Below are 24,000 nucleotides of genomic sequence, written 5' to 3' on the forward strand. Positions count from 1 at the left end.
CCTCTTCAATGCGCATGCGGCGCCTCCGGGGCACCACCGCTCTGGTGCAGGCCGCCCATCAGCAAGCCGATCTTTTCGCGTGTCAGTTCGCCTGATGGAAACGGGCTGGAAAGGCGTCCCTCGGAGATGACGGCGATATCGGTCGCCACTTCGAAGATCTCGTCGAGATCCTGGCTGATGACGACGACGGCGGAGCCGGCCTTTGCAAGATCGACCAGGGCCTGGCGGATGCGGCTTGCAGCCCCGGCATCGACACCCCAGGTCGGCTGGTTGACGACCAGGACGGCCGGCTGGCGGTCGAGTTCGCGGCCGACGATGAATTTCTGCAGGTTGCCGCCGGAGAGCGAGCCTGCGGCCGGGTCGTCGCCGCTCTTGCGGACATCCATCGCCTCGGAAATCCGCCGTGCGGCAGATTTCACAGCACCGTGGCGGATGATGCCGAGCAGGCCGAGAAAGGCCTTGCGGTCCGACTGGCTGCGGGCGAGCACCAGATTGTCCGACAGTTTCATGGCGGAAACGGCAGCATGGCCATGCCGCTCCTCCGGCACGAAACCGGCCCCGAGCAGACGGCGGGCGGTGATGCCCTCGGTGCCCACAGGCTTCTTGCGGATGACGATCGCCTCAGTCGAAGCGACCGGATATTCGCCGGAGAGCGCATCGAAGAGTTCGCTCTGGCCGTTGCCGGCAACACCGGCGATGGCAAGGATTTCACCTGAGCGCACGGCCATGGAGACATCGCGCAGCGGCATGGCGAACGGCGTGCGCGCGGGAACCGACAGGTTGGCAACGGCAAGCTGCACCTCGCCCTTCTCCGAGCGCTCGGGATGCGTGACGATCGCCACCTCGCTGCCGACCATCATCCGCGCAAGCGAGGCCGGCGTTTCCTGCTTCGGATCGCAGGCGCCGGTGACGCGGCCATGGCGCAGCACGGTGGCGCGATCGCAGATGCGCTGCACCTCTTCCAGACGATGGCTGATATAGAGAACCGAGCGGCCCTCGGCACGCAGCTTGAACAGCGTTTCGAACAGCCTGTCGGCCTCCTGCGGCGTCAGCACCGAGGTTGGCTCGTCGAGAATGATCAGCTTCGGATTCTGCAGCAGTGCGCGGACGATCTCGATGCGCTGGCGCTCGCCGACGGACAGATCGGCGACATGGGCATGTGGATCGAGCGGCAGGCCGTAAGCTTGAGACAGCGCCCTCGCCTCCTCGGCGATCTTGCCGATCGGGATGGCGTCATCAAGCGACAGCGCGATGTTTTCGGCGACCGTCAGAGCCTCGAACAGCGAAAAATGCTGGAAGACCATGCCGATGCCGAGCTTGCGGGCCTCGCCGGGCGAGGCGACCGTGACCGGCCTGCCTTCCCAAAGGACTTGCCCGTTCGTCGGCTCCAGAACGCCGAACAGCATCTTTACCAGGGTCGATTTGCCTGCACCATTTTCGCCGAGAAGCGCGTGAATTTCGCCCGGCGCGATATCGAGATCGATTTCATTGCAGGCGGCAAAGCCACCGAAAAACTTCGTCAGCTTCTGGACGGATAGTAACGCACCGGACTCCGGCACATTCAATGGCGACACGTTCCCCTCATTTCTTCTGCCAACCGGTCCGTTCGGATCTCATGGAATCAGCAGCGTCGTTCCTGTTGTTTTTCTTGTTTCCAGATCCGCGTGAGCCTGCCCAACCTCACGCAACGGATAGGTTTGATTGATATTGATACGCACTTTGTTGCTTTGCACAACATCAAATAGCGCCTTGGCGCTGTCGATCAGCTCCTGGCGGGCGGCGATGTAGGTGAAGAGCGTCGGCCGCGTCGCAAAGAGCGAGCCCTTCTGCGCCAGCATCGCCAGGGTAAAGTTCTCGATCGGCCCGGAGGATTGGCCGAAAGAGGCAAAAAGACCGCGCGGCTTCAGGCAATCGAGCGACTGTGGAAAAGTATCGCGGCCGATCAGATCATAGACGACATCGACGCCCTTGCCGGCGGTAATCTCGCGAACCCGGACGGCGAAGTCCTCGCTCTTGTAGTTGATCACGTGGTCGTAGCCATGAGCGAGCGCCAGCTGGACCTTGTCTTCAGAGCCGGCCGTACCGATGACGGTGGCGCCAAGCGCCTTTGCCCATTGGCCGGCGATCAGGCCGACACCGCCGGCGGCGGCATGAAACAGCAGGACCGTCTCAGGGCCGACTTTGAAGGTACGATTCAGGAGATATTCGGCGGTCATGCCCTTCAGCATCATCGCCGCTGCCGTTTCGAGTTCGATGCCATCGGGCACATGCACCAGATGGCGCGTCTCGATATTGCGCTCGGCACTATAGGCACCGTCGGCGCTGGCATAGGCGACACGGTCGCCGATCTTGAAATCCACAACGCCGGGGCCGACCGCCGTCACGGTACCGGCGCCCTCCTTGCCGGTGACGAAGGGCAGATACGGCGCCTTATAGGTGCCGTTGCGGAAATAGACATCGATGAAATTGAGGCCGACCGCCGCCTGGCGGATCTGCACCTCGCCGGCTGCGGGCGGCGGCAGATCGAGTTCGACATAGTCGAAAACCTCCGGCCCGCCCGTTCTCGAAAATGAAATCGCCTGCGTTTTCGTCATCTTGGCCATCCTAAGCTTTGCGTCCGAGGGCGGGGAAGAATTGCAGCACCGCGCCGATGACGTAAAGATAGAGCCCGGTCACGATGAAGAGAATGAGCGCCCATTCGGGCGTGTCGAAGTCCATCAGCAGCGAAAAAATGCCCAGCGCCGACCACAGAAGGAAGACGCCGAGATTGAGCGGGCGCAGCCTTTTGACGCGGACCGGATGCAGGAAATTGATCGGCAGGAAGGTCAGCACCACCGAAACCGTCACGACGGCGAGCGCCGTCGTCGCGCTGGCATCGATGACGAACAGCGTGAAGACGATCATGTTCCAGACGACGGGGAAGCCGGAAAAGAAATACTCGTCGGTCTTCATGCCCATATCGGCATAATAGATGGCGCTGGAAACGACGATCATGCCGGCGGCGACGAAGGACCAGGGCTCGCCGATCATGCCGCTCTGATAGAGCGCAAAGGCCGGCAACAGCACATAGGTGACATAATCGATGATATTGTCGAGCGTATCGCCCGACCAGTTCGGCAGCACTTCCTTGACGCGCACCTTGCGGGCGATCGGCCCGTCTATGCCATCGACGAGAAGGGCCAGGCCCAGCCACCAGAACATGTCGATGAAGCGGTGCTCGGCGGCGGCAACGACCCCGAGAAAGGCCAGGAAGGAACCGGAGGCCGTCAGGATATGGACGGAAAAGGCGCGCATCTCCGCATAAGGAACGCGCTTGTACTTAAAAATCTTCATATTCCCCCGACCGCCCTATCGCGCTCGCCCCGGCAAGCTTGTTTTTTGCCAACCATCACCGGCTCCCTCATTCCTGAATCGGGTCCCGACGCCGTAGGTCTTTGTTGTCGCACCGCTTTTGCCGAAAACCGGCGTGCAGTCCAGGCGCGCCGCCCTAATATGCATCCTTTGCCGGGCTTCGCCAGCGGGAAATACGACATTGCCCACTGCCCCCTGGTTGGCCATTGAATCCTGACAATGACATGCATATTTCCCTTCAGGAGCACTGCGTGGAATGGAATGCCTTTAATTCGAGCCCGATATGTAATATCTGCCTCGCATCCGACAGTTCATCCGACGAAACGGGATCCGCTACCGCAATGAACGCGCCTGCAAAGACCGAAGACTTCGCCTCGTCCATCCCCGCCGGCGTTTACGCCGAGACGGTGCTTTCTGTGACGCATTACACCGACCGGCTCTTTCGTTTCACGATGACCCGGCCGCAGGGCTTCCGTTTCCGTTCCGGTGAATTCGCGATGATAGGCCTGATGGTCGAGGGCAAGCCGGTCTTCCGCGCCTATTCGATCGCCAGCCCCGCCTGGGCCGAAGAGCTCGAATTCTTCTCGATCAAGGTGCCGGACGGCCCACTGACTTCGCATCTGCAGGCGATCAAGCCGGGCGACCAGGTGCTGATGCGCAAGAAGCCGACAGGCACGCTGGTGCTCGATGCGCTGACGCCGGGCCGCCGCCTCTATATGTTCTCGACGGGAACGGGCATTGCGCCTTTCGCCAGCCTGATCCGCGATCCCGAGACCTATGAAAAGTTCGAGGAGGTCATCCTCACCCATACGACGCGCGATGTCGCCGAGCTGAAATACGGCTTCGACCTCGTCGAGGAGATCCAGAACGACGAGTTGCTGAAGGAAGTCGTCGGCGACAAGCTGCGCCACTACGCGACCGTCACCCGTGAAGATTTCGAATATCGCGGCCGCATCACCGACCTGATCTCCTCCGGCAAGCTGTTTACCGATCTCGGCGTGCCACCGCTCGACCCGGCGATCGACCGTGGCATGATCTGTGGTTCCTCGGCCATGCTGAAGGACACCAAGGAACTGCTCGAACAGGCCGGCCTCAATGAAGGCGCCAACAGCAAGCCTGCCGAATTCGTCATCGAACGCGCCTTCGTCGGCTGACGTTTTCTGCGACATCCAGATCTGACGACGGCTCCGGAAACGGGGCCGTTTTTATGTGCGGGCGAGATAGTCGATCAGGGTCGCCATCGCAGCATGCGCCTCTTCCGGCCTGTCCTGTCGAATGGCGCGGATGACGGCGACGTGCAGCGCAATGGCGCGGTCCATGCGCTCCGGATTTGCGGTGGAATACCAGAGGCGACGCGCATGCGTCTGCACCGGGCCGAGCGCCGCCATGATGAAGCCGTTCGGACAGGCATCCTCGAGGATTTCGTCAAAGGTCTTGTCGGCGGCGAAGAAGCCGGCGAGATCGCCGGTGACGGCGCAGTCCTCCATCGCCCGGGCGCAGTCGCCAAGGCGGACGCGCTGTTCGTCCGTCGCATGTTCGGCCGCAAGACTCGCTGCTATCGGCTCCAGCTCCCGGCGCACCTGCATGACATTGCCGTGATCCTCAGGCGCAATCTCGGCCACCTGCAGCCCGACACGCGGCTTCACCAGGACCAGCCCCTGCCAGGCAAGTTTCTGAATCGCCTCGCGCACCGGTGTGCGCCCATGGCCCGCCATATCGATCAGCTGCTTTTCGGTGACGAGCGCGCCGGGCTTCAGCGCCAGCGTGACGATCAGACGCTCGAGCGCGAGATAGGCGAGATGGCTCTGTGACGTCTGCATGCCGAAGATCCGCCGCTCAATCTGATATATCACATAGTGGCACGGTCAAAGACCGAAGACAAGTCGGCATTGAAATATCAGAATGGAGACAAAGAGATAACAGCGGGGTGAATTCAACGAATGCGATTGCTGACCTGGTCGTCTACGCCAAAAAAGAACTCCCTTCACTCGCCCCACCCTCCGTTATGCTCGGCCTTGAGTCGAGCATCCGCACCACATCCGCCAGCGATGATGCCATGGATCCTCGGCTCAAGGCCGAGGAGGACAGAGAGCGGGGTTGGCGTTCTTCCCGAACTCACCCACGGCGTAAAGAGCCGCCCCGCGTCGGGCGCTCTATAATACCGGCACCTACCCTTCCGGTCAGCTCTTGCGAAAAGCCCGGCTGGACACCGAAATCGAATTTTGACACGGGTCTTTTACATTGGCGAACACATAACCGTCAGCCTTGTGAAGAGCGCCGAACTCCAGACCGTTCTCTGCGCACCGCATGCAAAAGGCCTCGACATCCTCTATGTCGAAGACGAGCTTGACGATGGATTGGCCGCTCCGCTGCCCTTTGGCGGCCTGATGCAGCATTATATTAGCGCCGCCGTCCTGGGCGATGAGTTCAACGATGCTGTCGCCGGGCAGGCTGGCTGCCTCGAATCCGAAGTGCTTCTCGTAAAACCGCGCCGTTTCCTCGACGTTTCCGGCGTAGATCACCAGCCTGTTGAGCGGCATTCCGGTTTCCTCCGAGAACGTTAAAGTCTGTGAGCGTAGAGAGAGATGAAGCATTTTGCCATGACGCATTCATCATGCGTCACTCATGCCGCAGCGCCTCGATCGGGTTGAGCTGTGCTGCCCGTCTCGCCGGGAAATAGCCGAAGATCATGCCGATTGCGGCGGAGAAGAGGAAGGCGACGGCGACCATCATTGGGCTGAAGACGAAGGGGACTTTCAGGAGGGTCACGGCGCCGAAGCCGAGGCTGAGGCCAAGCACAATGCCGGTGATGCCGCCGAAGAGCGACAACGCCACCGCTTCGACCAGGAACTGGGTGAGCACCTGGTTTTCGAGCGCGCCGATCGCCAGGCGAATGCCGATCTCGCGGGTTCGCTCGGTGACGGAGACCAGCATGATGTTCATGATGCCGATGCCGCCGACGAGCAGACTGATGGCGGCAACGGCGCCGAGCAGGCCGGTCAGCAGCGTCGTCGTGCCGGTCATCGCCTCGGCGATCTGGGTCATGTCGTTGACGTTGAAATCGTCCTGTCGGCCGGGGATGATCTTGCGGCGCTCGCGCAGCAGATCTTCGACATCCGACTGCACCTTGGCTGTGGAAACCCCGTCTCGCGCCGAGATGATGATCTGCGGCACGTTGCTGTTGCCGCTGATGCGCCGCTGGAACACCTTGACCGGCATGATGACGACATCGTCCTGGTCGGTGCCCATGCCGGACTGGCCGCGCTTGGCAAGGACGCCGATGACGGGGCATGAGACCTTGCCGACGCGGATCTGCTGGCCGGTCGGATCGGCCGCGCCGAAGAGCTGCGAGCGCACCGTTTCGCCGATGATGCAGCGGGACTGGCCACGCTCCTCGGCGGGGGTAAAAGTGCGGCCGAGCGCCAGGTTCCAATCCTGCGCGACGAAATAGTCGTTGGTGGTGCCGGAGACGCTGGTCGAATGGTTCTGGCCGCCTGATATGACCGTCGCCGTGGACTGGTTGAGCGGCGCCACGGCCCTCAGGCCGCCGATCTGGTCGCGGATGGCGGCGACGTCCTTGACGCTGAAGCGCTTGGCCTCGGAGCTGGCGCGTCCGGGGCCGAACTGGCCGGGGCGAACGAACAGCATGTTGGTGCCGAGCCGTGACAGCTCGGTCGAGACCTGCGCGGTGGTGCCGTTGCCGATCGTCACCAGCGCGATGACGGCGGCAACGCCGATGACGACGCCGAGCACGGTCAGGAAGGAGCGCAGCATGTTGCGGCTGATGGCGCGCAGCGCAAGCTTGAGCGTCTCAAAGAACATGATCCGCCCTCCTCCGCTTCTCGACCTCTGTCTCCAGCTTGCCGTCAACGAAGCGCAGCAGCCGCCCGGCATAGGCGGCGATATCGGTCTCATGCGTCACCATGACGATGGTGATGCCCTGCTCGCGGTTCAGCCGGGTCATCAGGTCCATGATCTCGACGCTGGTCTTCGTGTCGAGATTGCCTGTCGGTTCGTCGGCAAGCAGCACCGCCGGTTCAGTGACGATGGCGCGGGCGATGGCGACCCGCTGCTGCTGGCCGCCGGATAGTTCCTGTGTCTTGTGATGCTCTCGGCCGGACAGGCCAACCAGGGCCAAGGCTTCGTGGGCCCGTTCGCGCCGCTCGCGTACCGCCATGCCGCGATAGATGAGCGGCAGCTCGACATTTTCGACGGCCGATGTGCGCGACAGCAGGTTGAAGCCCTGGAAGACGAAGCCGAGCATGTGGCGGCGCAGGAGCGTCAGCTGGCCGCGGTCTAAGCCGGAGGTCGCGATGCCCTGGAAGACGTATTCGCCAGATGTCGGCACGTCGAGGCAGCCGAGAATGTTCATCGCCGTCGACTTGCCGGAACCCGACGGGCCCATGATCGCAACGAATTCATGCGCGTCGATCGCAAGATCGACATGGTCGAGCGCGAGGATTGCCGCCTCGCCCTCGCCATAGACCTTCGAGACTTGCCTGAATTCGATCAGCGGCGGGTTGGCCATCGGTCTCACCGCCTAGTCGGTCCGCACGGTGGCGTCGGTTACCAATGCGTCGTTTTCCTTGATATCGCCGGAAACGACCTGAGTGAACTGCCCGTCGGACGAGCCGACCTGGATGACGACCGACGTGGAGCGGCCGTCGCGCAGCACCCAGACGCGGCGCTCCGTTCCCGTCAACGTCTGGGGCGCATTGCCGCCGCGCCGGCGTGACGGACCGAATATCCCCAGAATACCGCGGCCGCGGCGTTCGGCCTGCGGCGGGGCATAACGCAGCGCGGCATTCGGCACCATCAGCGTATTCTTGACGGCCTCAACGGTAATGTCGGCGGTTGCCGTCATGCCGGGGCGCAGCAGCAAGTCGGCATTGTCGACCGACAAGATCGCCTTGTAGGTCACGACATTGTTGACCACCTCGGAGGCGAAGCGAGATCTGTTCGATTTCGGCGGGAAAGATCCGGTCGGGATAGGCGTCGACGGTAAACTTCGCCTTCTGGCCGACGGCGATCTTGCCGACATCGGCCTCGTCGACATCGACCTGCAGCTCCATTTTCTTCAGATCGCCGGCGATGGTGAAAAGGATCGGCGCCGAAAGCGAGGCTGCGACCGTGGCACCCGGATTGACGGAACGCGTCAGGATGACGCCGTCGATTGGCGAGACGATCTTCGCCTTGGCGAGATTGACCTCGGCAAGCTGAAGGTCGGCCTCCGAGGCGAGCACCTCGGCTTCGTTGATCTGTTTGGCGGCGACGGCGGAATCATGTTTGTAGGTGGCGTCGTCGAGGCTCTGCTGGGTGGAAACGTTGCTCTTGACCAGGCTCTTCAGCCGCTCGAGCGAGGTATTTGCCGATTCCAGATCGGCATTGGCCTTGGCGACGTTTGCCTTGGCAGAATTCAGCTTGGCGCGCGAACTCTTCACGTCCGCCTCCAGCTTGTTGGTATCGAGGAGCGCCAGCACATCACCCGCTTTGATCGTGCTGTTGTAATCGACATTGACGTCGCGGACCGTCCCGGAAAGCTCGCTCGAAATATCCACCTGCTCGGTAGGCTGCACCGAGCCGGTGGCGGTGACGAGCACCGTCAGATCGCCGCGTTTTGCCGGCTGAGTGGCATAGCTCACTTCGCTTTGCCCGCGGCCCATATAGAAATAGGCGGCGCCGGCTGCGGCAGCGACGAGGATCAGCAGGATGAGCAGGCGTCCACGCCAGCGGCTGCGCTTGCCCTGACGTCCCGATGCAGCAAGGACCGCGGCGAGATCGGACGCGCCGCTTGTCTGTGGCCCGGTCTTCTTGCCGGTTCCGGTGTCGTTCATGTCATCCTCGATCAGTCATTGGCCGTCTCGGCCCTTGCAGCGAAATAAGCACAGCGCAGATGAACCGGGCATTAGCGTTGCCGCCGAAGTGGCACGGAATTGCGGATGGGGGAAATGAAATATTGGTAAGAAAGGTCAAGTTTTCGCGCGGAGGCGCTCGTCAATCGGCATCGCCGGCATATTGCCCCGCGCTCGGCAGCGGATGCAGCCAAGGTTCGCGCCGCCTGATCCAGACTTCATGATCCGGCGCGAGGTCCGTCGGTGGGCTGTCGAGCGAACCGAGGCGGATTTCCGCGGCCTCCTCCCGCAGGCAGAAAAGCCTGCTGCCGCAGGCTGGACAGAAGCTGCGGCCGGCAAAGGTCGCGATTTCGCCGCTATGGGAAAACGCCCGGCGCGGCCAGAGCGCAAAGAAGACGAAGGCCGAGCCGCTCGATTTGCGGCAATCGGCGCAGTGGCAAAGGCCGACGCGAAGCGGCTCGCCTTCGACGCGATAGCCGACTGCCCCGCACAGGCAGCTTCCCGTCCGGATCCGCATGGCGGTCGTCAGGCGTCGAGACTGGTGGGCAGTCCCGGCGGGCGCCGCTTTGCCGCCATCAGCAGATCGAGTTCGGTAGCCGATGGGCCGAACTTGTCGTAGAGGCGCTTTGCCTCCTTGTCGTCAAGCCGGTATTTCCTGGCAAATTCGCCGATACTGTAGGGGCGGCCACGCAACACTCTTCGCGCCGGGGTCGCCGTATTCGGTGCGTCGGTCATGGGTTTCTCCTTTCTTTTCATGCCCGGTAAGTTAGAGCGATGGGTTCGATTGGAAAGAGCCGACGGCCTGGCGCGGGCCTCCGGCATGACTGGATCAGGTTGATCGCGGAACCTTCCTGCCGCCAGCCGCATTGTCGAATCGAGGTTGCGGGCCGCGCCAAGCGGACGCGGCGGTGCTGGAGAACATCGGGATTTTTCCGCGTTCTCCCGATGGCCAACGAAACGGCAGGCGAGCTCCCTACCCGTCCGGTCCGCTTCCTCATGCCCTCACTTCCAGGCAAGATCACGAAATATTAAAATCGGGAACGCATGGGCCAGTGCGCGGTTCTACCTCTGAGGTCGACGTGGCCTCGTTCAAACCCAAGGAGAACCGAATGGCAAACCAAGGTGGAACCCCTGAACAACACGTCAAAGCCGGGCAGCAGAGTCACAAGAACGATACCAATGCCCGCAGCACCTCATCAGGCGGTCGCGACGCGCAGTCCAGCGGAACCCGCGGCGACAGCCATGAACAGCATGTAAAAGCTGGTCAACAGAGCCACAAGAATAGCAACTAAAAAGTGTTGTGATATGGAAATTCGGCTCGCGCTTCAGCGCGGGCCTTTCTTTGTCTCCACGGCAGTGGGTCGACCGCCGGGGAGCCGATCTTCCTCTCGGGCCGTTGCGCGTGCACGCACCAATAGAACGGACAATCCAATCGCGAGTGGCCACCGTCATTCCATCCTAAACCGGGTGTGGCAGGTCGTGCAGGCTTGGAGCATGAGGTGGAACGCGTGCTCTGCCGGCATCGACGACAGCTCGTGCTCGTTACGGACGTGAGTGCCGAAAGGACCGCCGCCCATAGGCTCTCCGGGCTTCATGCGCATGCTGGCAGTCATCGGCCCGGGGTTTTTCTGCGCGGCGGCATCCAGCGCGATGGCGTAGTCGCGCAGGTCGTTGGCGATGCGGTCGAACCGGTCGCGCTCTTTAAGGATATTCGGCCCGGCCTTCGACTGCCTACGGTCGGCGGCCGCAGACGCAAAATGTGCAGAGAGAACGCCTCCAGACCTGTCGCGAATGGTGTCGGCCGCCCATCTGAACTCGTTAGCCTTGTAGGTCGTCAGGATCCTTGAACATGCCGGAGATCGTCTTTGCCGCTTCTGCCATGGCTTTCATGTCCACCTGCCGAATGGCGACAACGTCCTCCTCGGCCGAAGACACGGCTGCTACCATCAGGACCGCCGCCATGGAGGCGAACAGTCCGAACTTATTCGCGTCAGCTGTTAATCTCATCGACGAGGCCGCCTGCATTTGTGACAATGATACTGCAGCGGATATCTGTCTTTATCTGGGCAGCAAGAGGGCGGATGCGCCCGTCAGGTGGCCATCTTCTCATCGTTCTGCGCAACGAAGACCGAGGGATCGACGCAGCTCGGCGGATCGCCGGCCCGGTTCACAGTCCTTGGCACAGTGGACGCGGATTTCGGCGCATTCCCGGCGTCCAATCGGCATCAGCAGCACGTGGATCTTTTGGCAACCGGGCGATGAGAAAGCATTAACTGTCCCCGGTTAGTCTGCCCCCTCGCTCGGAGAGGATCGATGAAGAGTGGTTACTCGCTCGCCCAGATAGGACTCCACTGGCTCGTCGCCTTGATGGTGCCGGTTCAGTATCTGACCGGGGGCAGCATCGAGAGAACTCATCACGCCGTCCACATGGGTCTCACGCCATCCTATTGGGACGTCGTCCAGCACCAACTTCATAACTACGCAGGAATGGTGATCGGCCTGCTGATGGGCTTGCGGCTGGTTCTTCGTCTCCTTCAACCGCCCGAAGCCGACAGGCCCGGTTTATGGGCCGGGCGGACCGCGAAGGCGCTTCACTACGGCTTCTACGTCGCGATCATCGGACAGGCCTGCATGGGGTTCATCGCGAGCTATCTCTCGTTCGCCATCGCGCCGTATCATGTGATCGGGTCGAGGATTATCCTGGCGATGGTCGCATTGCACCTCGCCGCAGCGGCCTGGCACACGCTGGTCGCCCGTGACGAGACGGTCGACCGCATGGTGTTCTCGCGCCGGAAGCGGTCAGCCGAGAATTTCTAGAGTGGCCAGCGTCAGCACGACATAGCGGTTGGCCTTGGCGGCGAACACCAGGATCGTGAACGGGATGATCTTCGTGCCACATAAAGGGCTCGAACATTGGCGACAAACGAGTTGCAATTGAAATCGAGCTGCTTTGCATGTAGTTCGAGGAGCATGGACAAGATGTACCGAATCGCAATGAGCAGGCTGCTCGTGATGATGCGGCTGGTGATTATCGTATCACTGGCGGGGTACTCGCTGTCGAACGCCAGCGCCGCCATGCATGGCTCCTCGTTCCCTGAAATGGCAGCGGCCGTGTCAGAAACGGATGCTATGCGGCATCACGATGGCCATGACATGACGAAGATGGCTGTCCATGACCACTCCCAAGGTGAGGCCAGCAGTGACGCCGATGGCGTATCGAAGCCCGTCAAGCAAGAATGCTGCAAAGATTTCTGTGGCGGGCTCGGCATTATTTGTGAAGGCCAGGACGTCGGCGGACCCGTCGTTACGTCGATCCGGCAGTTCATCGACGACCGGACGACGCTTGGCGAACTGCCGACCCTCCACCGCCCCCCGAATATCTGAATAGAGACGCACCCGCTTGATCGGGTCTAGTCGGACGTTTGCCTGCTTCAGGGCGAGCGCGCCGTAGGCTATCTCCTATTCGGAAATTTCAAAATGAAACCCTCGCTTTTCGTGGTGGGGCTGCTGCTCGTTGCCGGCGGCTGCGCATCCACGCTTCCTCCCGACGTGGTGGCGTTTCCCACCGCTGTCGTTGAACCGTCTGCGCTTCCGGCGGCATACAGGTCGCCGATCATCGGTTACGTCGCCCGCCAGCCGGTCGATCCCAAACCCTGGCGCAGGCAAAACGATCTGCAGTCTCCCATGCATGGAGGCGGCTCATGATCGGCACCAAAAGATTGATCGTAACGCTGGCATTTCCGCTTGCCTTGAGCGGCTGTGTTACAGGCACCGACTATTCCCGCAAAGAGGCGGGATTCACGTCCGTTGCCAACAAAACCGCCACGGTCACGGCCAAAGAGACCGTGTGGATCCAAAACCAGAACCAGGCGCGATCGGCCGCCGCGCAGGTCAAGGGCCTGCTTGCTCGAACGAAGCCTCTCGACGTCGAGACGGCCGTTCAGATCGCGCTGCTCAACAATAAGGGCCTGCAGGCCGCCTATGCCGATCTTGGCGACAGGGCCGCCGACGCTTGGCAGTCGACGATGTTCCTCAACCCGACCATCTCCATCGGTACGACCGGGATCGGAACTCCGGAGCTGCAAGCGTTCAAGACGATCGAAGGGATGATCACGACGAACATCTTGGCGCTCGCCACGAAGAACAGGGACATGGCGATCGCCGACACCCGCTTCCGGCAGGCGCAATTGATCGCGGCAGTCAAGACACTTCAGGTCGCCGCGGATTCCCGGCGCGCCTGGATCGGCGCGGTTGCGTCATGGGAGAACGTCGGGCAGCTCCAGCAGGCCCAGGCGGCAGCCGACGCAGCCTCGGAACTCGCCGAGAAACTGGGCGAGACAGGTGCGATGACCAAGGGCGCGCAAGCCCGCGAACATGTGTTCGTCGCCGAACTCGCCGGAGAAACGGCGAAGGCCCGGCTGGCGGCTCGTCTCGCCAAGGAGGATCTGACGCGGCTGATGGGCCTCTGGGGCTCCGATCTCGACTACCAGGTTCCGAATAGCCTGCCGCCGCTACCCAAGTCCGTCGTCAGGCGCGACACCATCGAGGCCGAAGCCCTCAGGAACCGCATCGACCTGGAGATCGCCAAGCTCGCCCTTGAGGCCACTGCCAGATCCTACGGCCTTACCAAGGCGACGCGCTATGTCAGCGACCTCGAGATCCTGACCGGTTTCGAAGCGGAACGGGAAATCGAGAATGACGAGACGAAAACCAGGACCACTGCGCAAGTCGAGCTTGAGTTCGCCATCCCGATCTTCGACACCGGCAAGGCCCGGATGCGCAAGTCCGAGCTGGCTTACATGCGGGCGGCGAACCTCTTGGCCGAGAAAGCCGTCAACGTGCGCTCGGAAGCACGCTCCGCTTACGAGGCCTACCGCTCGCACTACGATATTGCGCGGCACTACCGCAACAACGTCGTGCCGTTGCGCACCAAGGTCGAGGAGGAATCCCTGCTGACCTACAACGGCATGATCTCGAACACCTTCGAGCTGCTGACAGACACCCGCGACAAGATCAACTCCATCCTGCTCTCCGTCAACGCGAAGCGAGATTTCTGGCTGGCGGAAGGCGATCTGGTGCCTGCGATCTACGGCGGCGGCTCGACGAAGGCGTCGGCAGAGGCCGAGGTCACCGCTGCTTCCGAAAGCAGCGGTGACGCCGGTCATTGAGAAAGGACACACCATGTTCAACAGACGACAACTTTTTGGAGCCAGCGCTGCTCTGCTCACCACAGCCGCCTGGACGAAGACCTCGGCAATGGGTCTGCCCGAGGCCCCGACGATGGATTCGGCCGACATGCAGCCCCCGCTCCTCCCTACCTCCGGCCCGGAATACCAGCCGGTCGTCACCCTCAACGGCTGGACCCTGCCGCATCGGATGAACAACGGCGTCAAGGAATTCCACCTCGTCGCCGAACCGGTCGAGCGCGAGATGGCGGACGGCATGACCGCCTATCTTTGGGGTTACAACGGACAGTCACCGGGACCGACGATCGAGGCTGTCGAGGGAGATCGCGTTCGCATCTTCGTTACCAACAAGCTGCCCGAGCATACCACGATCCACTGGCACGGCATGATCCTGCCTTCGGGCATGGACGGCGTCGGCGGCCTGACGCAGCCGCACATTCCGGTCGGCAAGACCTACGTCTATGAGTTCGACCTCGTGAAATCCGGCACCTTCATGTACCACCCGCATTCCGACGAGATGGTGCAGATGGCGATGGGTATGATGGGTTTCTTCGTGATCCATCCGAAAGATCCCAACTTCATGCGCGTTGACCGGGACTTCGTCTTCCTGCTCAACGCCTACGACATCGACCCAGGCTCCTACGTGCCGCGGATCATGGAGATGACCGACTTCAACATGTGGTGCTGGAACAGCCGCGTGTTCCCGGACATCAGCCCTCTCGTCGTGTCCAGGAATGACCGGGTGCGCGTCCGCGTCGGCAACCTGACGATGACCAACCATCCGGTCCACATGCATGGCTACGATTTCGAAGTGACCTGCACCGACGGCGGCTGGGTGCGGCCGCAAGCGCGGTGGCCGGAGGTGAGCATCGACATACCCGTCGGCGCGATGCGTGCCTACGAGTTCGACGCCAAGCATCTCGGCGATTGGGCGATCCATTGCCACAAATCGCACCACACGATGAACGCCATGGGTCATAACATTCCTACCTTCATCGGTGCGGACAAGTCGAAGGTCGCCGAGAAGATCAGGAAGCTGCAGCCGGAATACATGCCCATGGGCACCAAGGGCATGGCCGACATGGGCGAAATGGAAATGCCCATCCCCGAGAACACCATTCCGATGATGACCGGCTGGGGACCACATGGTCCGATCGAAATGGGCGGCATGTTCTCGGTCGTCAAGGTCCGCGAGGGGATATCGGCAGACGATTACTCGGATCCCGGCTGGTACGAAAACCCGCCCGGAACGCAGGCCTGGGAGTGGACCGGAGAACTTCCGGACGCGACCAAGGCCAAAGACGCGGAAACGCAAATCACGCCGAAGCCGACAAAGGGCTGAGGTCCAATCTCAACATCGAAAGGAATGACGGATGAAGAATTATCTCATGGCACTGGCGCTCGCAGCAATGGCGTCGCCAGCACTTGCCTCAGGCAATCATGCCGGCGGCCACGGCGAGAAGATGGCTATCGGAGAACCCGGCGACAAGGCCAAGGCGACACAGACCATTCGCGTCACGATGACGGAAACCGACGACGGAAAGATGCTGTTTACCCCCGCAGTCTTCAACGTCCGCAAAGGGCAGACGGTCAAGATCACGATCAAGAATGCCGGAACCGTCGACCACGAATTCGTGCTCGATCAGGAAGTCAAGATCCTGGAGCACAAGAAGGTCATGGAGAAGTTCCCGGAAATGGAACATGCCGACGCCAACTCCGTCCGGCTTCCGGCCGGCCAAGCCGGTGAGATCGTCTGGAAGTTCACCACCGATGGCGCTTTCAAGTTCGCCTGCCTGATCCCTGGCCACTACGAAGCCGGCATGCATGGCGACGTCACAGTCGCCGGCAAGTAATCTGCAACACAGGAGCTAGACACATGAAAACAGCAATGATCAAAATCGGCCTCGCCGCCCTGCTCTGCGCCAGCGCAGCCTTCGGCGCATTCGCCGAGGAATTTACCAGGGGTGTCATCAACAAAGTCGACGCAAAGGCAAAGAAGGTCACCATCAAGCATGAGGACATGAAGAACCTCGACATGCCCGCGATGACGATGGTTTTCCGCGTCGAAGACCCGGCTCTGCTCGAAAAACTGGAGGAAGGTGCGAATGTCGAGTTCGTTGCCGAGCGGCTGAATGGCAAGCTGACCGTCACCAATATTAAATAGCCGCTTCCTGCCGCCCGGGTCGATCCGGGCGGCAGGACATCGACAGCGCCACAATTTTTCCGGAACATCTCCATCTGGCGGCAAGCGACATGTTCGGCCCGCCCTGCCAGGCGGTTTATCGCAGCCTGTTAGGACAGACGCCTTCCGTCCTCGCCAAAGAGATGCAGCACGGCGGGGTCGAGATGCAGTGGCAGGCTGTCGCCCGATTTCATCCGTTGCTGGCCGGCAAAGACGGCGATCAGCTTCTTGCCCGCTGCGTCGGCGTGGACGACGGTTTCGGAACCCAGTTCTTCGACAAGGGTGACGCGGGTGTCCAGCCTTGACGCGGCGCCCGCGTCGGCAAGGGTGATGTGTTGCGGGCGGATGCCGATGCTGATCCGCTCGCCGATCGGGCGCGTTTCCTGAGCAATAACGGAAAGGCGGTGGCCGCCGACGGTTTCGACTTGGGTAAAACCGCCTTCGTGGCCGACGATGGCACCCTCCAGAAAATTCATGTGCGGCGCGCCGATGAAGCCGGCGACGAAGCGGTTGGCCGGTTTGTTGTAAAGCTCCAGCGGTGTTCCCACCTGCTCGACCCTGCCGCCTCGAAGCACAACGATGCGGTTTGCAAGCGTCATCGCCTCGACCTGATCGTGGGTAACGTAGATCATCGTCGCCTTCAGGCGGGCGTGGAGCGCGGCAAGCTCGGCGCGCATGCTCACTCTCAGCTCGGCGTCGAGATTGGAGAGCGGCTCGTCGAGCAGGAAGGCATCCGGCCGGCGGACGATGGCGCGGCCGATCGCGACGCGCTGGCGCTGACCGCCGGAGAGCTGGCCCGGGCGGCGCTGCAGGAAGGGCTCGATCTCCAGCATGCGGGCGGCGTCAGCAATGCGCGCTTCGATCTCGGCCTTGGCCACCTTGGTATTCTCGAGGCCGAAGGCGAGGTTCTCCCGCACACTCATATGCGGATAAAGCGCATAAGATTGGAAGACCATGGCAAGGCCGCGGTCGGCGGCGCCGATCTCGGTGACATCCTTACCGTCGATGGCGATGCTGCCGCCCGTCGGCTTGTCGAGGCCGGCGATCAAGCGCAGCAGCGTCGATTTCCCGCAGCCGGAGGGGCCGACGAAGGCGACGAACTCGCCGTCATGGACCTCTAGCGAGACATCGCGGATGACCTCGACGGCGCCGAAATTCTTGACGATGTTCCTGAGCTCGAGCCCGCTCATGCACTCTCCTCGTATTTTTAGCCTGGCCTATTTCAGTCCCGAGCCGGCGATACCTGTGGTGATGAAGCGCTGCAGGAAGACGAAGATCAGCACGACCGGGATCATCGAGACCACGGTCATGGCGAGGATATAGTGCCATTGCACATTGAGTTCGCCGGCATAGACGTTGAGGCCGACCTGCAGCGTATAGAGTTCCTTGCGCGAGAGCACGATCAGCGGCCAGAGGAAATCGTTCCAGCGCCAGACGACCGAGAAGATCGCCAGCACCGCAAGGGCCGGCGCCGACAGCGGCAGGATGATGCGCCAGTAGATCTGCCATTCGCTGGCCTTGTCCATGCGCGCGGCGTCGATCAACTCGTCGGGAATGGTCAGCATATATTGCCGCAGCAGGAACACGCCTGTCGGGGTGGCGACTGTCGGCAGGATGACGCCCCAGAGGCTGTCGAAAAGGTTCAGGGTGCCGATGACGGAATAAAGCGGCACGACGATCACCGAGAGCGGCACCATCAGCGTCGCCAGGATCATCATCATGACGGCGGTGCGGCCAGGGAACTGGTATTTCGACAGCGCAAAGGCGGCCATGGAATTGACGAGCAGCGTGATCGCCGTCGCCACGACCGTGACGAAGATGGAGTTGCGCATGAACAGGAAGAAATCGAAGCGCTGGAACGGTTCGGTGTAATTGCCGGCGGCGAATTCGACCTTGCGCACCGGGGTGCGGTCCTTGATGTTCGCCTTGATGATTGCACCCGGCTGTTTCGCATCGACCATCTGGCCGATGATGCCGATGCGGCGGACTTCGGCGAGCACACGGGTGCTGCCATCAGGCATCGTGACGTTATAGAGCGGCAGCGGCTTGTCGTAGCCCGGCACGACGGCCTGTTCGGTGATATAGGGCAGGAAGGACGGCGGGAATTCGGCAAGTGCGGCCGGCGTCTTGAAGGAGGAAAAGACCAGCCAGACGGCGGGTCCGAACATCAGGAAGACGCCGGAGATCAGCCAGATCCATGTGACCACATCGGTCCAGTGCCAGCCGCGGCCGCGGCGGCGCAGGAGAAAGGTGCCGATCGCGCTCATTGGCGTGTTCCCTTCTTCTCGTTGCGGTTGCTCGCGCCGAGCTGGATCAGCGTCAGGATGACGAGCACGATACCCATCAGGATCGAGGCGGCCGAGGCAAGCCCCGGATTGCGCAGCGAACTGGCAAAGCCGGTCTCGTAAATATACTGGGTGATGTACATGGTGCTGGTACCGGGCCCGCCGCCGGTCAAAACGAAGACCTCGTCGAAGATCTGCACGGCGCGAATCAGCGCCAGCACCAGGACGACGATGAGGTTCGGCATCAGCAGCGGCAGGGTGATCCGCCGGAAGATGCGGGTGGGGCTCGCCTTGTCCATCGCCGCCGCCTCGTAGAGATCCCTCGGGATCGCCTGCAGGCCGGCGAGCAGGATCAGCGCATAAAAACCCATATGCGCCCAGACCGAGACGAAGACGGCGAAGAAGAAGGCCCAGAACCGATCGCTGAGCCAGGAGAAGGGTTCGAAGCCGAAGGGGCTCAGCGCATAATTCAACAGGCCCTGGCGCTGCAGGATCCATTTCCAGATCAGGCCGACGACGACGGGCGACAGAAGGACCGGGAAGAAGAAGACGGCGCGCCAGAAGCCGCGATTGGAAAGCTCGCGGTTGAGAATCAAAGCCGTCGCCAGCGCGGCGACCAGCATCGCCGAGACCTGGAAGACGACAAAGACGGCGGTGTTGCGCACGGCCGCCCAGAAAGTGTCGGCCGCGCAGGTCGAGGGGTCGAGATAAGAACCGCAATCGAACAGGATGCGGTACTGCTCGGCGCCGACATAGGTCCTGTTCGGCAGGAAGATGGCGCCGCCGCTTGTCGTCGAATAGATGAAGTTGATGACCAGCGGCAGGAGCACAAAGACGGTGAAGATCAGCATGTTGGGCGCCAGGAAGACGCCCGCCATACCGTTCAGCCCCGTCAGCTTCTGCCAAGCGCGCATGGGAATATCGACGATGCCCATGAAGAGCCGGACAGGCGCGCTGAGCGCCTGCCGCAGGCCGGCTTTCGCCGGCGGTTCGGAAGAAACCGTCTTTCCCGCCATCCCTACTTCCGTCAGTTAGCGCCGACCTTGGCTTTGATGTCCTCGTCGATGCGGGCATAGGCGTCGTCGAGCTTCATTTCACCAGCGATCACCTGGCTGATGCGGGCGACGATGGCGCTGTAATAGGCATCCGACCACTTCCAGCCCGGCAGCTTCATGGCCGGTGCCGCCGTCTGGCCGGCCGCTTCGACGAAGGCCTTCAGCGCCGCCTGCACATGCGGATTGTCGGTCTTGAAGTCCACCTGGCCGGAGGCCACGCCCTTATGCGCGGGAATGAACAGGCTGCGCTCGGCGAATTCCTTCTGCACGTCGGTGCTTGCCAGATAGTCCATCACCTTGGCGACGTCCTTGGGGTTCTTGGTGTATTTGACGGCGACAAGACCGGCGCCGCCCTGTATGCCGGTGCAGGCGACAGTGCCGCAGGGGCTCCCGGTCATGACCCAATCGAAATTATCGCCGATCTTCTGGGCAAAGCCCGGGACCTGCCAGCTGCCGGAATAATAATAGGCAAGGCCGCCATTGATGAAGTCTTCGGCGGCGGCGCGATAGGTGGTGCCTGCGGCGCTGACCCAGACATCCTTGTTGACGATGCCCTCCTCGTTCCACTTGACGAAGCGGCTGAGGAAGTCCTTGGCGCCCTGATCGATCGGTGCCGGCTTGCCGTCGGCGGCGATATAATTGGCGCCGTAGGAGATATTCGGGCCGGAGACGCGATGGCCGGAGCGGTCGATCGCCATGGCGAAGACCTTCTGACTGTCGGCGACCTTCTTGGCGGCGGCCGCCCAATCATCCCAGGTGGCTTTCGGGCCGGGAATTTCGACGCCGGCCTGATCGAACAGCGTCTTGTTGACGAAGCCGCCGGTCAGCGTCAGCTGCGTCATGAGGCCGGTGATGGCGTTCGAGCCGTCGGGACGCATCCAGTCGGCCTGGGCGCCGAAATTGTCGTCCCAGTATTTGGCGTCAGCGAGGTCGGGGCGAAGATCGAGCCAGTGCTGGGCGAGCGCCTTCAGATTGGTGACGCGGGCGATATCCGGGCCCTTCCCTGCTTCGAGCTGCACCGGCAGCTGTTCCTTGACAACGTCATACGAAACCTCGTCGAGGATCACGTTGACATCGGGATTGGCCTTCGAGAAGCGCGCCAGCAGGTCCTTGATGACAGCCCCTTCGCCGCCGTCGGAATACCACATGATGCGCACGTCGCCGGCATGGGCGGCAACGGAACCCAAGAGAAGCGCAGCCAAAGCCGCACCGATCGATTTCATTCTGGTCATTTTCTCCTCCTGCTGACCGATGAATTCCCACAGCGCCGCGCGTCTTTTCAGACGCGCAAAGGACGCTGTAACACTTTGAATTGCTGCATAATTTTATCCTTAAATCGCTTCCGATTTAAGGAATTATGCAGTAGGCCCGGCCGGGTCCTCCACCTGCCGGGCATATCGTCTATGAGGCCGCGCGCCGAGGCTGCCTGCCTGATATCTCAAGATGTACCGCGTCTCCCCGCACCGACCAGTCCGACGGACGAAGAATGCGGCCTTCGGCCCGCACGGTGCCGTCCTCTTCGAAGACCACCTGACCATAATCCGGATCGATGACAATCAAAGCGCCCTCATTGTCCCGACGGGCCGCGAGCGTGGCGAAACGCGCCCGCATGCCGTCGAGGCTGCCTTCGCGCCCGCAATCGGAGAGACGGACGATCCAGCGGCCCTTGCGGCCGGAGAGGCGCAGCTCGACATTCGTCGTCGGGCCATGTTTTACCGGCTCGAACGCGCCATTGCCGATCAGGATCGCAAGCCCGTTGCCGGAGCGGGCGAGCGCCAGATTGCCGTCGACCACCGTGTCGTCGAAGGCTTCGAGCGGGAACCAGGCATGGGTGAAATCCGGCTGGCCCTCATGGATGTCGAAATCGAGGATGGCGAGATCGCGATATTGATGGACCCGCGGCAGCGTTCCGCAGCCGCCCCAGAAGCTCGGCCGGCCGTAACCGAACTGGATAGTTTCGCCGGGATGGTTGATCCAGACCTGCGCTTCCGGCCGGTCGCCGAGGCGCAGATGCAGCACCGTCTCCTGATAGCCCCAGGCGCCGGGGCGATAATGGGCGATGGTGCCGAGCGCAGTATCGCGCGTCTTGTAATGATAGAGGGCGGCAAAACGGTTCTCGCCCTGGGAAAAGGTCCATTCCTGCGCGTCGTCGGCGTCATGCGCGGCGATCGCGGCAAGCGCCTCGGGAAACTGCAGGCCGTGGTCGCGGATGCAGACGGCAAGCTGCGGCAAAGCGTGGACGCGCCGGGCATACCAGCCGCGGCCCCAGAGCAGCCTAGAAATGGCCGAGAGTTCGACCGAGCGGCCGGGGCGCAGCGTATGTTCGTAGGAGCGGCCCTGGCTGCCGGTCAGCATGCCGTGATGGGCCGAACGGGCGACAATTTCCATCAGGCGGACGATGCTGGCATTCGCCCGGGCGCGGATCGTCTCGTCCGGCGCGCAGGCGGCAAGCGCCGTCAGGCCCTTGAGGTCGATCGGGAAATACGGAACGGAATTCCACTCGGCCATTTCCCAGTGCTCGAAATGATCGAGCCAGGCCCGGACCCGCTCTTCGCCGACCTTCATCTGCTCGGCGCCGGTGCGGCCGGAGCGGACGAAGACGGCATCGGGGAAAAGCCGGCCGCCGAGATAGGCGGCGGTGTGGAAGAGCAACGCGTGGTTTTCCGAAAAATACCACTGAACGTCGTTGCCCGGTTCGTCCATCCAATAGCGGTAGCGAAGAACGGCGTGTTCGATCCTTTGCCTCAGAGCCTGCGACAGCAGATCGCTCCAACGCGTATAGGCAAACAGCAGCGGCACCAGCACGAAATCGGCGCAGTCGTGACAATGCTCGATGACGGGCAGCATGGCCGAGATCATTGCCTCGGTTTCCTCGCCGCCCTGCCCCAGGGCCAGGCGCGCGAAAGCGCAGACCGTGTCGGGTTCCGAATGCGCGGCGACTTCGGCAAGCGCCTCGGCAACGCGATCTTCCAGCGCAGCAGGCGCTTGCCCCTGGCGCTGGGGATGACAGATCTCGACGCCGAGCGTGCGGCCGAGCGAAATTTCGCCTGTTTTAAAGGTGATGCGGAAATGACGGAAATCGGCCGGCATGCGGGCCGAGGTCCCGAGTTCGAGCCTGGTTGCGCCTTTCTCAAGCGCGAAATCATAATCGAAGCGCTCGACCGACATGAAGTCGCCTTCGATCTCGACATGACAGCTCAGCGCCACCGGCAGCGGCGCAGGAAACAGGATCGTTACATCCTCGCCGAGATAGGCGGTACGATCGAAGCGCATGCCTTCGAGGATCGTCTCCAGCGCATCCGCGGCAGCGGCGGCGATCGGAACGGGAACAGCGGTTTCGACCTCCGGTCCGTCGAGATAATCCAGCTGGAAATAGAAGCGGGCGTCTCGCTCGGCGAGATCGTCGAAATAGACGCGGATCTCATTGAGGCCGGCGGCGAGCTCGACCTCGAAGACCTGCTGGGCTTCCAGATTGCGCTCGTAAGGCGCCATGAAGCCCTGCTCGCGGCCGTTGACGAAAAGGATGGCGCCGCCGCAAGTCGACAGGCGAAGCCTGGCGGGCCCGGCCGTGCCGGCATCGAGGAAGCTGCGGGCCCAGCAGCCGATGCGCGTCGGGCGAAACCAGAAACCGGAGAGATCGACGCGCGGCGAGGCGAAGGGAAGCCACCACCGGACGGGTTCGAATTCGTCGGTCGATTGCGGTCTTCGGCCGGAGAAGCATGTCCTGAATTCGGTGCGGCAGGGATATTCATGCGGGATGAAGTTCTTCGTCTTGGTGACAAAGAAAAACGGATCCATCTTGCCTTCCATCGGCCGGTCGGCGACGTCGTAGCGCGCCTGTGAGAGATTGCCGAGCTGCCAATAGACGATCGGGCTCTGTTTGCCGGTGGCGCGGCGAAGATGGGATTTCTCAGCGGTCATGCTTCAGCTCGCTCGAGCCCTGACACGTTGGAAACGCCGACGCGTGGATGACGGTCAAGCCGCATCTTCAAAGCCTCCCTGCTCTGCCGCTTGTCGCGGACTCCTCATGGGCAATTGTGCATAGGCATTCCGTTTGCGCAATCTGAAAGATTTTTGCATAAAGGCATG

At 61.9% G+C, this 24,000-nt stretch carries 23 protein-coding genes and 2 pseudogenes; 9 read left to right on the forward strand and 16 right to left on the reverse strand.

Annotated elements, in window-relative coordinates; genetic code table 11:
- Window positions 1–5: 5 nt before the first annotated feature.
- The 3 genes from ACS4RS_RS18890 to pcsA are packed head-to-tail and all read right to left on the reverse strand — an operon-like array spanning window position 6 to window position 3,333.
- The gene (locus tag ACS4RS_RS18890) at window positions 6–1,574 is read right to left on the reverse strand and encodes an ATP-binding cassette domain-containing protein (RefSeq protein ID WP_439009736.1); all 1,569 of its coding nucleotides are present in this window, start codon (window positions 1,572–1,574) and stop codon (window positions 6–8) included.
- A gap of 39 nt (window positions 1,575–1,613) precedes the next feature.
- Window positions 1,614–2,594 carry a quinone oxidoreductase family protein gene (locus ACS4RS_RS18895; protein ID WP_449313781.1) on the reverse strand — a complete coding sequence of 327 codons (981 nt, stop codon included), beginning with the start codon at window positions 2,592–2,594 and terminating at the stop codon, window positions 1,614–1,616.
- 10 nt (window positions 2,595–2,604) lie between these two features.
- Window positions 2,605–3,333, reverse strand: a complete 729-nt coding sequence (gene pcsA / locus ACS4RS_RS18900; protein ID WP_439009734.1) for a phosphatidylcholine synthase — start codon at window positions 3,331–3,333, stop codon at window positions 2,605–2,607.
- Between the two features lie 359 nt (window positions 3,334–3,692).
- Between pcsA and ACS4RS_RS18905 the strand changes: the two genes are divergently transcribed.
- Window positions 3,693–4,505: an FAD-binding oxidoreductase gene (locus ACS4RS_RS18905; RefSeq protein ID WP_439009733.1), complete on the forward strand. Its 813-nt coding sequence runs from the start codon at window positions 3,693–3,695 to the stop codon at window positions 4,503–4,505.
- Between the two features lie 51 nt (window positions 4,506–4,556).
- Here ACS4RS_RS18905 and ACS4RS_RS18910 read toward each other — a convergent pair whose 3' ends face one another.
- The 7 genes and pseudogenes from ACS4RS_RS18910 to ACS4RS_RS18940 form a co-directional block, all read right to left on the reverse strand.
- Window positions 4,557–5,171, reverse strand: coding sequence for an FCD domain-containing protein (locus tag ACS4RS_RS18910; protein WP_439009732.1), 615 nt, complete (start codon window positions 5,169–5,171; stop codon window positions 4,557–4,559).
- A 360-nt stretch (window positions 5,172–5,531) separates the two neighbouring features.
- Window positions 5,532–5,891 (reverse strand): VOC family protein, encoded by a 360-nt coding sequence (locus tag ACS4RS_RS18915; RefSeq protein ID WP_439011805.1) that lies wholly within the window; start codon window positions 5,889–5,891, stop codon window positions 5,532–5,534.
- Between the two features lie 79 nt (window positions 5,892–5,970).
- The gene (locus ACS4RS_RS18920) at window positions 5,971–7,173 is read right to left on the reverse strand and encodes an ABC transporter permease (RefSeq protein WP_449313782.1); all 1,203 of its coding nucleotides are present in this window, start codon (window positions 7,171–7,173) and stop codon (window positions 5,971–5,973) included.
- Window positions 7,163–7,879, reverse strand: coding sequence for an ATP-binding cassette domain-containing protein (locus ACS4RS_RS18925; RefSeq protein ID WP_439009731.1), 717 nt, complete (start codon window positions 7,877–7,879; stop codon window positions 7,163–7,165). The genes ACS4RS_RS18920 and ACS4RS_RS18925 overlap by 11 nt, the downstream gene beginning before the upstream one ends.
- Window positions 7,880–7,891: 12 nt before the next feature.
- Window positions 7,892–9,185: pseudogene (locus ACS4RS_RS18930) on the reverse strand (efflux RND transporter periplasmic adaptor subunit).
- Window positions 9,186–9,345: 160 nt separating this feature from the next.
- The gene (locus ACS4RS_RS18935) at window positions 9,346–9,720 is read right to left on the reverse strand and encodes a GFA family protein (RefSeq protein WP_439009730.1); all 375 of its coding nucleotides are present in this window, start codon (window positions 9,718–9,720) and stop codon (window positions 9,346–9,348) included.
- Between the two features lie 8 nt (window positions 9,721–9,728).
- Window positions 9,729–9,938 (reverse strand): hypothetical protein, encoded by a 210-nt coding sequence (locus ACS4RS_RS18940; protein ID WP_003586528.1) that lies wholly within the window; start codon window positions 9,936–9,938, stop codon window positions 9,729–9,731.
- Window positions 9,939–10,312: 374 nt separating this feature from the next.
- Between ACS4RS_RS18940 and ACS4RS_RS18945 the strand changes: the two genes are divergently transcribed.
- Entirely contained in the window at window positions 10,313–10,495 is a 183-nt protein-coding gene (locus ACS4RS_RS18945) for a hypothetical protein (protein WP_439009729.1), read from the forward strand.
- Between the two features lie 156 nt (window positions 10,496–10,651).
- On the opposite strand, the pseudogene ACS4RS_RS18950 reads toward ACS4RS_RS18945, so the two are convergent.
- Window positions 10,652–11,210, reverse strand: a pseudogene (locus tag ACS4RS_RS18950) (cytochrome c).
- A gap of 306 nt (window positions 11,211–11,516) precedes the next feature.
- Between ACS4RS_RS18950 and ACS4RS_RS18955 the strand changes: the two are divergent.
- The 7 genes from ACS4RS_RS18955 (at window position 11,517) to ACS4RS_RS18985 (ending at window position 16,553) form a co-directional block, all read left to right on the forward strand.
- Window positions 11,517–12,020: a cytochrome b/b6 domain-containing protein gene (locus tag ACS4RS_RS18955; RefSeq protein ID WP_439009728.1), complete on the forward strand. Its 504-nt coding sequence runs from the start codon at window positions 11,517–11,519 to the stop codon at window positions 12,018–12,020.
- A 153-nt stretch (window positions 12,021–12,173) separates the two neighbouring features.
- Window positions 12,174–12,587 carry a hypothetical protein gene (locus ACS4RS_RS18960; protein ID WP_439009727.1) on the forward strand — a complete coding sequence of 138 codons (414 nt, stop codon included), beginning with the start codon at window positions 12,174–12,176 and terminating at the stop codon, window positions 12,585–12,587.
- Between the two features lie 93 nt (window positions 12,588–12,680).
- Entirely contained in the window at window positions 12,681–12,908 is a 228-nt protein-coding gene (locus ACS4RS_RS18965; protein ID WP_439009726.1) for a hypothetical protein, read from the forward strand.
- Complete coding sequence (locus tag ACS4RS_RS18970; RefSeq protein ID WP_439009725.1) at window positions 12,905–14,371, forward strand: TolC family protein; 1,467 nt, start codon at window positions 12,905–12,907, stop codon at window positions 14,369–14,371. The genes ACS4RS_RS18965 and ACS4RS_RS18970 overlap by 4 nt, the downstream gene beginning before the upstream one ends.
- A 13-nt stretch (window positions 14,372–14,384) precedes the next feature.
- Window positions 14,385–15,731 (forward strand): multicopper oxidase family protein, encoded by a 1,347-nt coding sequence (locus tag ACS4RS_RS18975; RefSeq protein WP_439009724.1) that lies wholly within the window; start codon window positions 14,385–14,387, stop codon window positions 15,729–15,731.
- Window positions 15,732–15,762: 31 nt separating this feature from the next.
- Window positions 15,763–16,242 carry a plastocyanin/azurin family copper-binding protein gene (locus ACS4RS_RS18980; RefSeq protein WP_439009723.1) on the forward strand — a complete coding sequence of 160 codons (480 nt, stop codon included), beginning with the start codon at window positions 15,763–15,765 and terminating at the stop codon, window positions 16,240–16,242.
- 23 nt (window positions 16,243–16,265) lie between these two features.
- Entirely contained in the window at window positions 16,266–16,553 is a 288-nt protein-coding gene (locus ACS4RS_RS18985; RefSeq protein ID WP_439009722.1) for a copper-binding protein, read from the forward strand.
- A gap of 128 nt (window positions 16,554–16,681) precedes the next feature.
- Here the strand turns inward: ACS4RS_RS18985 and ACS4RS_RS18990 are convergent, their stop codons facing one another.
- The 5 genes from ACS4RS_RS18990 to ACS4RS_RS19010 form a co-directional block, all read right to left on the reverse strand.
- Complete coding sequence (locus tag ACS4RS_RS18990) at window positions 16,682–17,761, reverse strand: sn-glycerol-3-phosphate ABC transporter ATP-binding protein UgpC (RefSeq protein WP_439009721.1); 1,080 nt, start codon at window positions 17,759–17,761, stop codon at window positions 16,682–16,684.
- 27 nt (window positions 17,762–17,788) lie between these two features.
- The gene (locus ACS4RS_RS18995; protein WP_439009720.1) at window positions 17,789–18,838 is read right to left on the reverse strand and encodes an ABC transporter permease subunit; all 1,050 of its coding nucleotides are present in this window, start codon (window positions 18,836–18,838) and stop codon (window positions 17,789–17,791) included.
- Window positions 18,835–19,872 carry an ABC transporter permease subunit gene (locus tag ACS4RS_RS19000; protein ID WP_439009719.1) on the reverse strand — a complete coding sequence of 346 codons (1,038 nt, stop codon included), beginning with the start codon at window positions 19,870–19,872 and terminating at the stop codon, window positions 18,835–18,837. Before ACS4RS_RS19000 ends, ACS4RS_RS18995 begins: the two co-directional genes overlap by 4 nt.
- 11 nt (window positions 19,873–19,883) lie before the next feature.
- Window positions 19,884–21,143: an extracellular solute-binding protein gene (locus ACS4RS_RS19005; RefSeq protein WP_439009718.1), complete on the reverse strand. Its 1,260-nt coding sequence runs from the start codon at window positions 21,141–21,143 to the stop codon at window positions 19,884–19,886.
- Between the two features lie 169 nt (window positions 21,144–21,312).
- A complete protein-coding gene (locus tag ACS4RS_RS19010) occupies window positions 21,313–23,832 on the reverse strand; it encodes a hypothetical protein (RefSeq protein WP_449313783.1) in 2,520 nt (839 codons plus the stop codon).
- Window positions 23,833–24,000: the final 168 nt, after the last annotated feature.

Origin of the sequence: Rhizobium sp. F40D2, assembly GCF_051810745.2 — a bacterium.
In the GTDB taxonomy this organism is placed as follows: domain Bacteria; phylum Pseudomonadota; class Alphaproteobacteria; order Rhizobiales; family Rhizobiaceae; genus Rhizobium.

Coding starts and splice junctions, on each gene's coding strand:
- ACS4RS_RS18895 (WP_449313781.1), bottom strand. CDS start 2,594: ATGACGAAAACGCAGGCGATTTCATTTTCGAGAACGGGCGGGCCGGAG.
- pcsA (WP_439009734.1), bottom strand. CDS start 3,333: ATGAAGATTTTTAAGTACAAGCGCGTTCCTTATGCGGAGATGCGCGCC.
- ACS4RS_RS18905 (WP_439009733.1), top strand. CDS start 3,693: ATGAACGCGCCTGCAAAGACCGAAGACTTCGCCTCGTCCATCCCCGCC.
- ACS4RS_RS18910 (WP_439009732.1), bottom strand. CDS start 5,171: ATGCAGACGTCACAGAGCCATCTCGCCTATCTCGCGCTCGAGCGTCTG.
- ACS4RS_RS18915 (WP_439011805.1), bottom strand. CDS start 5,891: ATGCCGCTCAACAGGCTGGTGATCTACGCCGGAAACGTCGAGGAAACG.
- ACS4RS_RS18920 (WP_449313782.1), bottom strand. CDS start 7,173: ATGTTCTTTGAGACGCTCAAGCTTGCGCTGCGCGCCATCAGCCGCAAC.
- ACS4RS_RS18925 (WP_439009731.1), bottom strand. CDS start 7,879: ATGGCCAACCCGCCGCTGATCGAATTCAGGCAAGTCTCGAAGGTCTAT.
- ACS4RS_RS18935 (WP_439009730.1), bottom strand. CDS start 9,720: ATGCGGATCCGGACGGGAAGCTGCCTGTGCGGGGCAGTCGGCTATCGC.
- ACS4RS_RS18940 (WP_003586528.1), bottom strand. CDS start 9,938: ATGACCGACGCACCGAATACGGCGACCCCGGCGCGAAGAGTGTTGCGT.
- ACS4RS_RS18945 (WP_439009729.1), top strand. CDS start 10,313: ATGGCAAACCAAGGTGGAACCCCTGAACAACACGTCAAAGCCGGGCAG.
- ACS4RS_RS18955 (WP_439009728.1), top strand. CDS start 11,517: ATGAAGAGTGGTTACTCGCTCGCCCAGATAGGACTCCACTGGCTCGTC.
- ACS4RS_RS18960 (WP_439009727.1), top strand. CDS start 12,174: ATGGACAAGATGTACCGAATCGCAATGAGCAGGCTGCTCGTGATGATG.
- ACS4RS_RS18965 (WP_439009726.1), top strand. CDS start 12,681: ATGAAACCCTCGCTTTTCGTGGTGGGGCTGCTGCTCGTTGCCGGCGGC.
- ACS4RS_RS18970 (WP_439009725.1), top strand. CDS start 12,905: ATGATCGGCACCAAAAGATTGATCGTAACGCTGGCATTTCCGCTTGCC.
- ACS4RS_RS18975 (WP_439009724.1), top strand. CDS start 14,385: ATGTTCAACAGACGACAACTTTTTGGAGCCAGCGCTGCTCTGCTCACC.
- ACS4RS_RS18980 (WP_439009723.1), top strand. CDS start 15,763: ATGAAGAATTATCTCATGGCACTGGCGCTCGCAGCAATGGCGTCGCCA.
- ACS4RS_RS18985 (WP_439009722.1), top strand. CDS start 16,266: ATGAAAACAGCAATGATCAAAATCGGCCTCGCCGCCCTGCTCTGCGCC.
- ACS4RS_RS18990 (WP_439009721.1), bottom strand. CDS start 17,761: ATGAGCGGGCTCGAGCTCAGGAACATCGTCAAGAATTTCGGCGCCGTC.
- ACS4RS_RS18995 (WP_439009720.1), bottom strand. CDS start 18,838: ATGAGCGCGATCGGCACCTTTCTCCTGCGCCGCCGCGGCCGCGGCTGG.
- ACS4RS_RS19000 (WP_439009719.1), bottom strand. CDS start 19,872: ATGGCGGGAAAGACGGTTTCTTCCGAACCGCCGGCGAAAGCCGGCCTG.
- ACS4RS_RS19005 (WP_439009718.1), bottom strand. CDS start 21,143: ATGACCAGAATGAAATCGATCGGTGCGGCTTTGGCTGCGCTTCTCTTG.
- ACS4RS_RS19010 (WP_449313783.1), bottom strand. CDS start 23,832: ATGACCGCTGAGAAATCCCATCTTCGCCGCGCCACCGGCAAACAGAGC.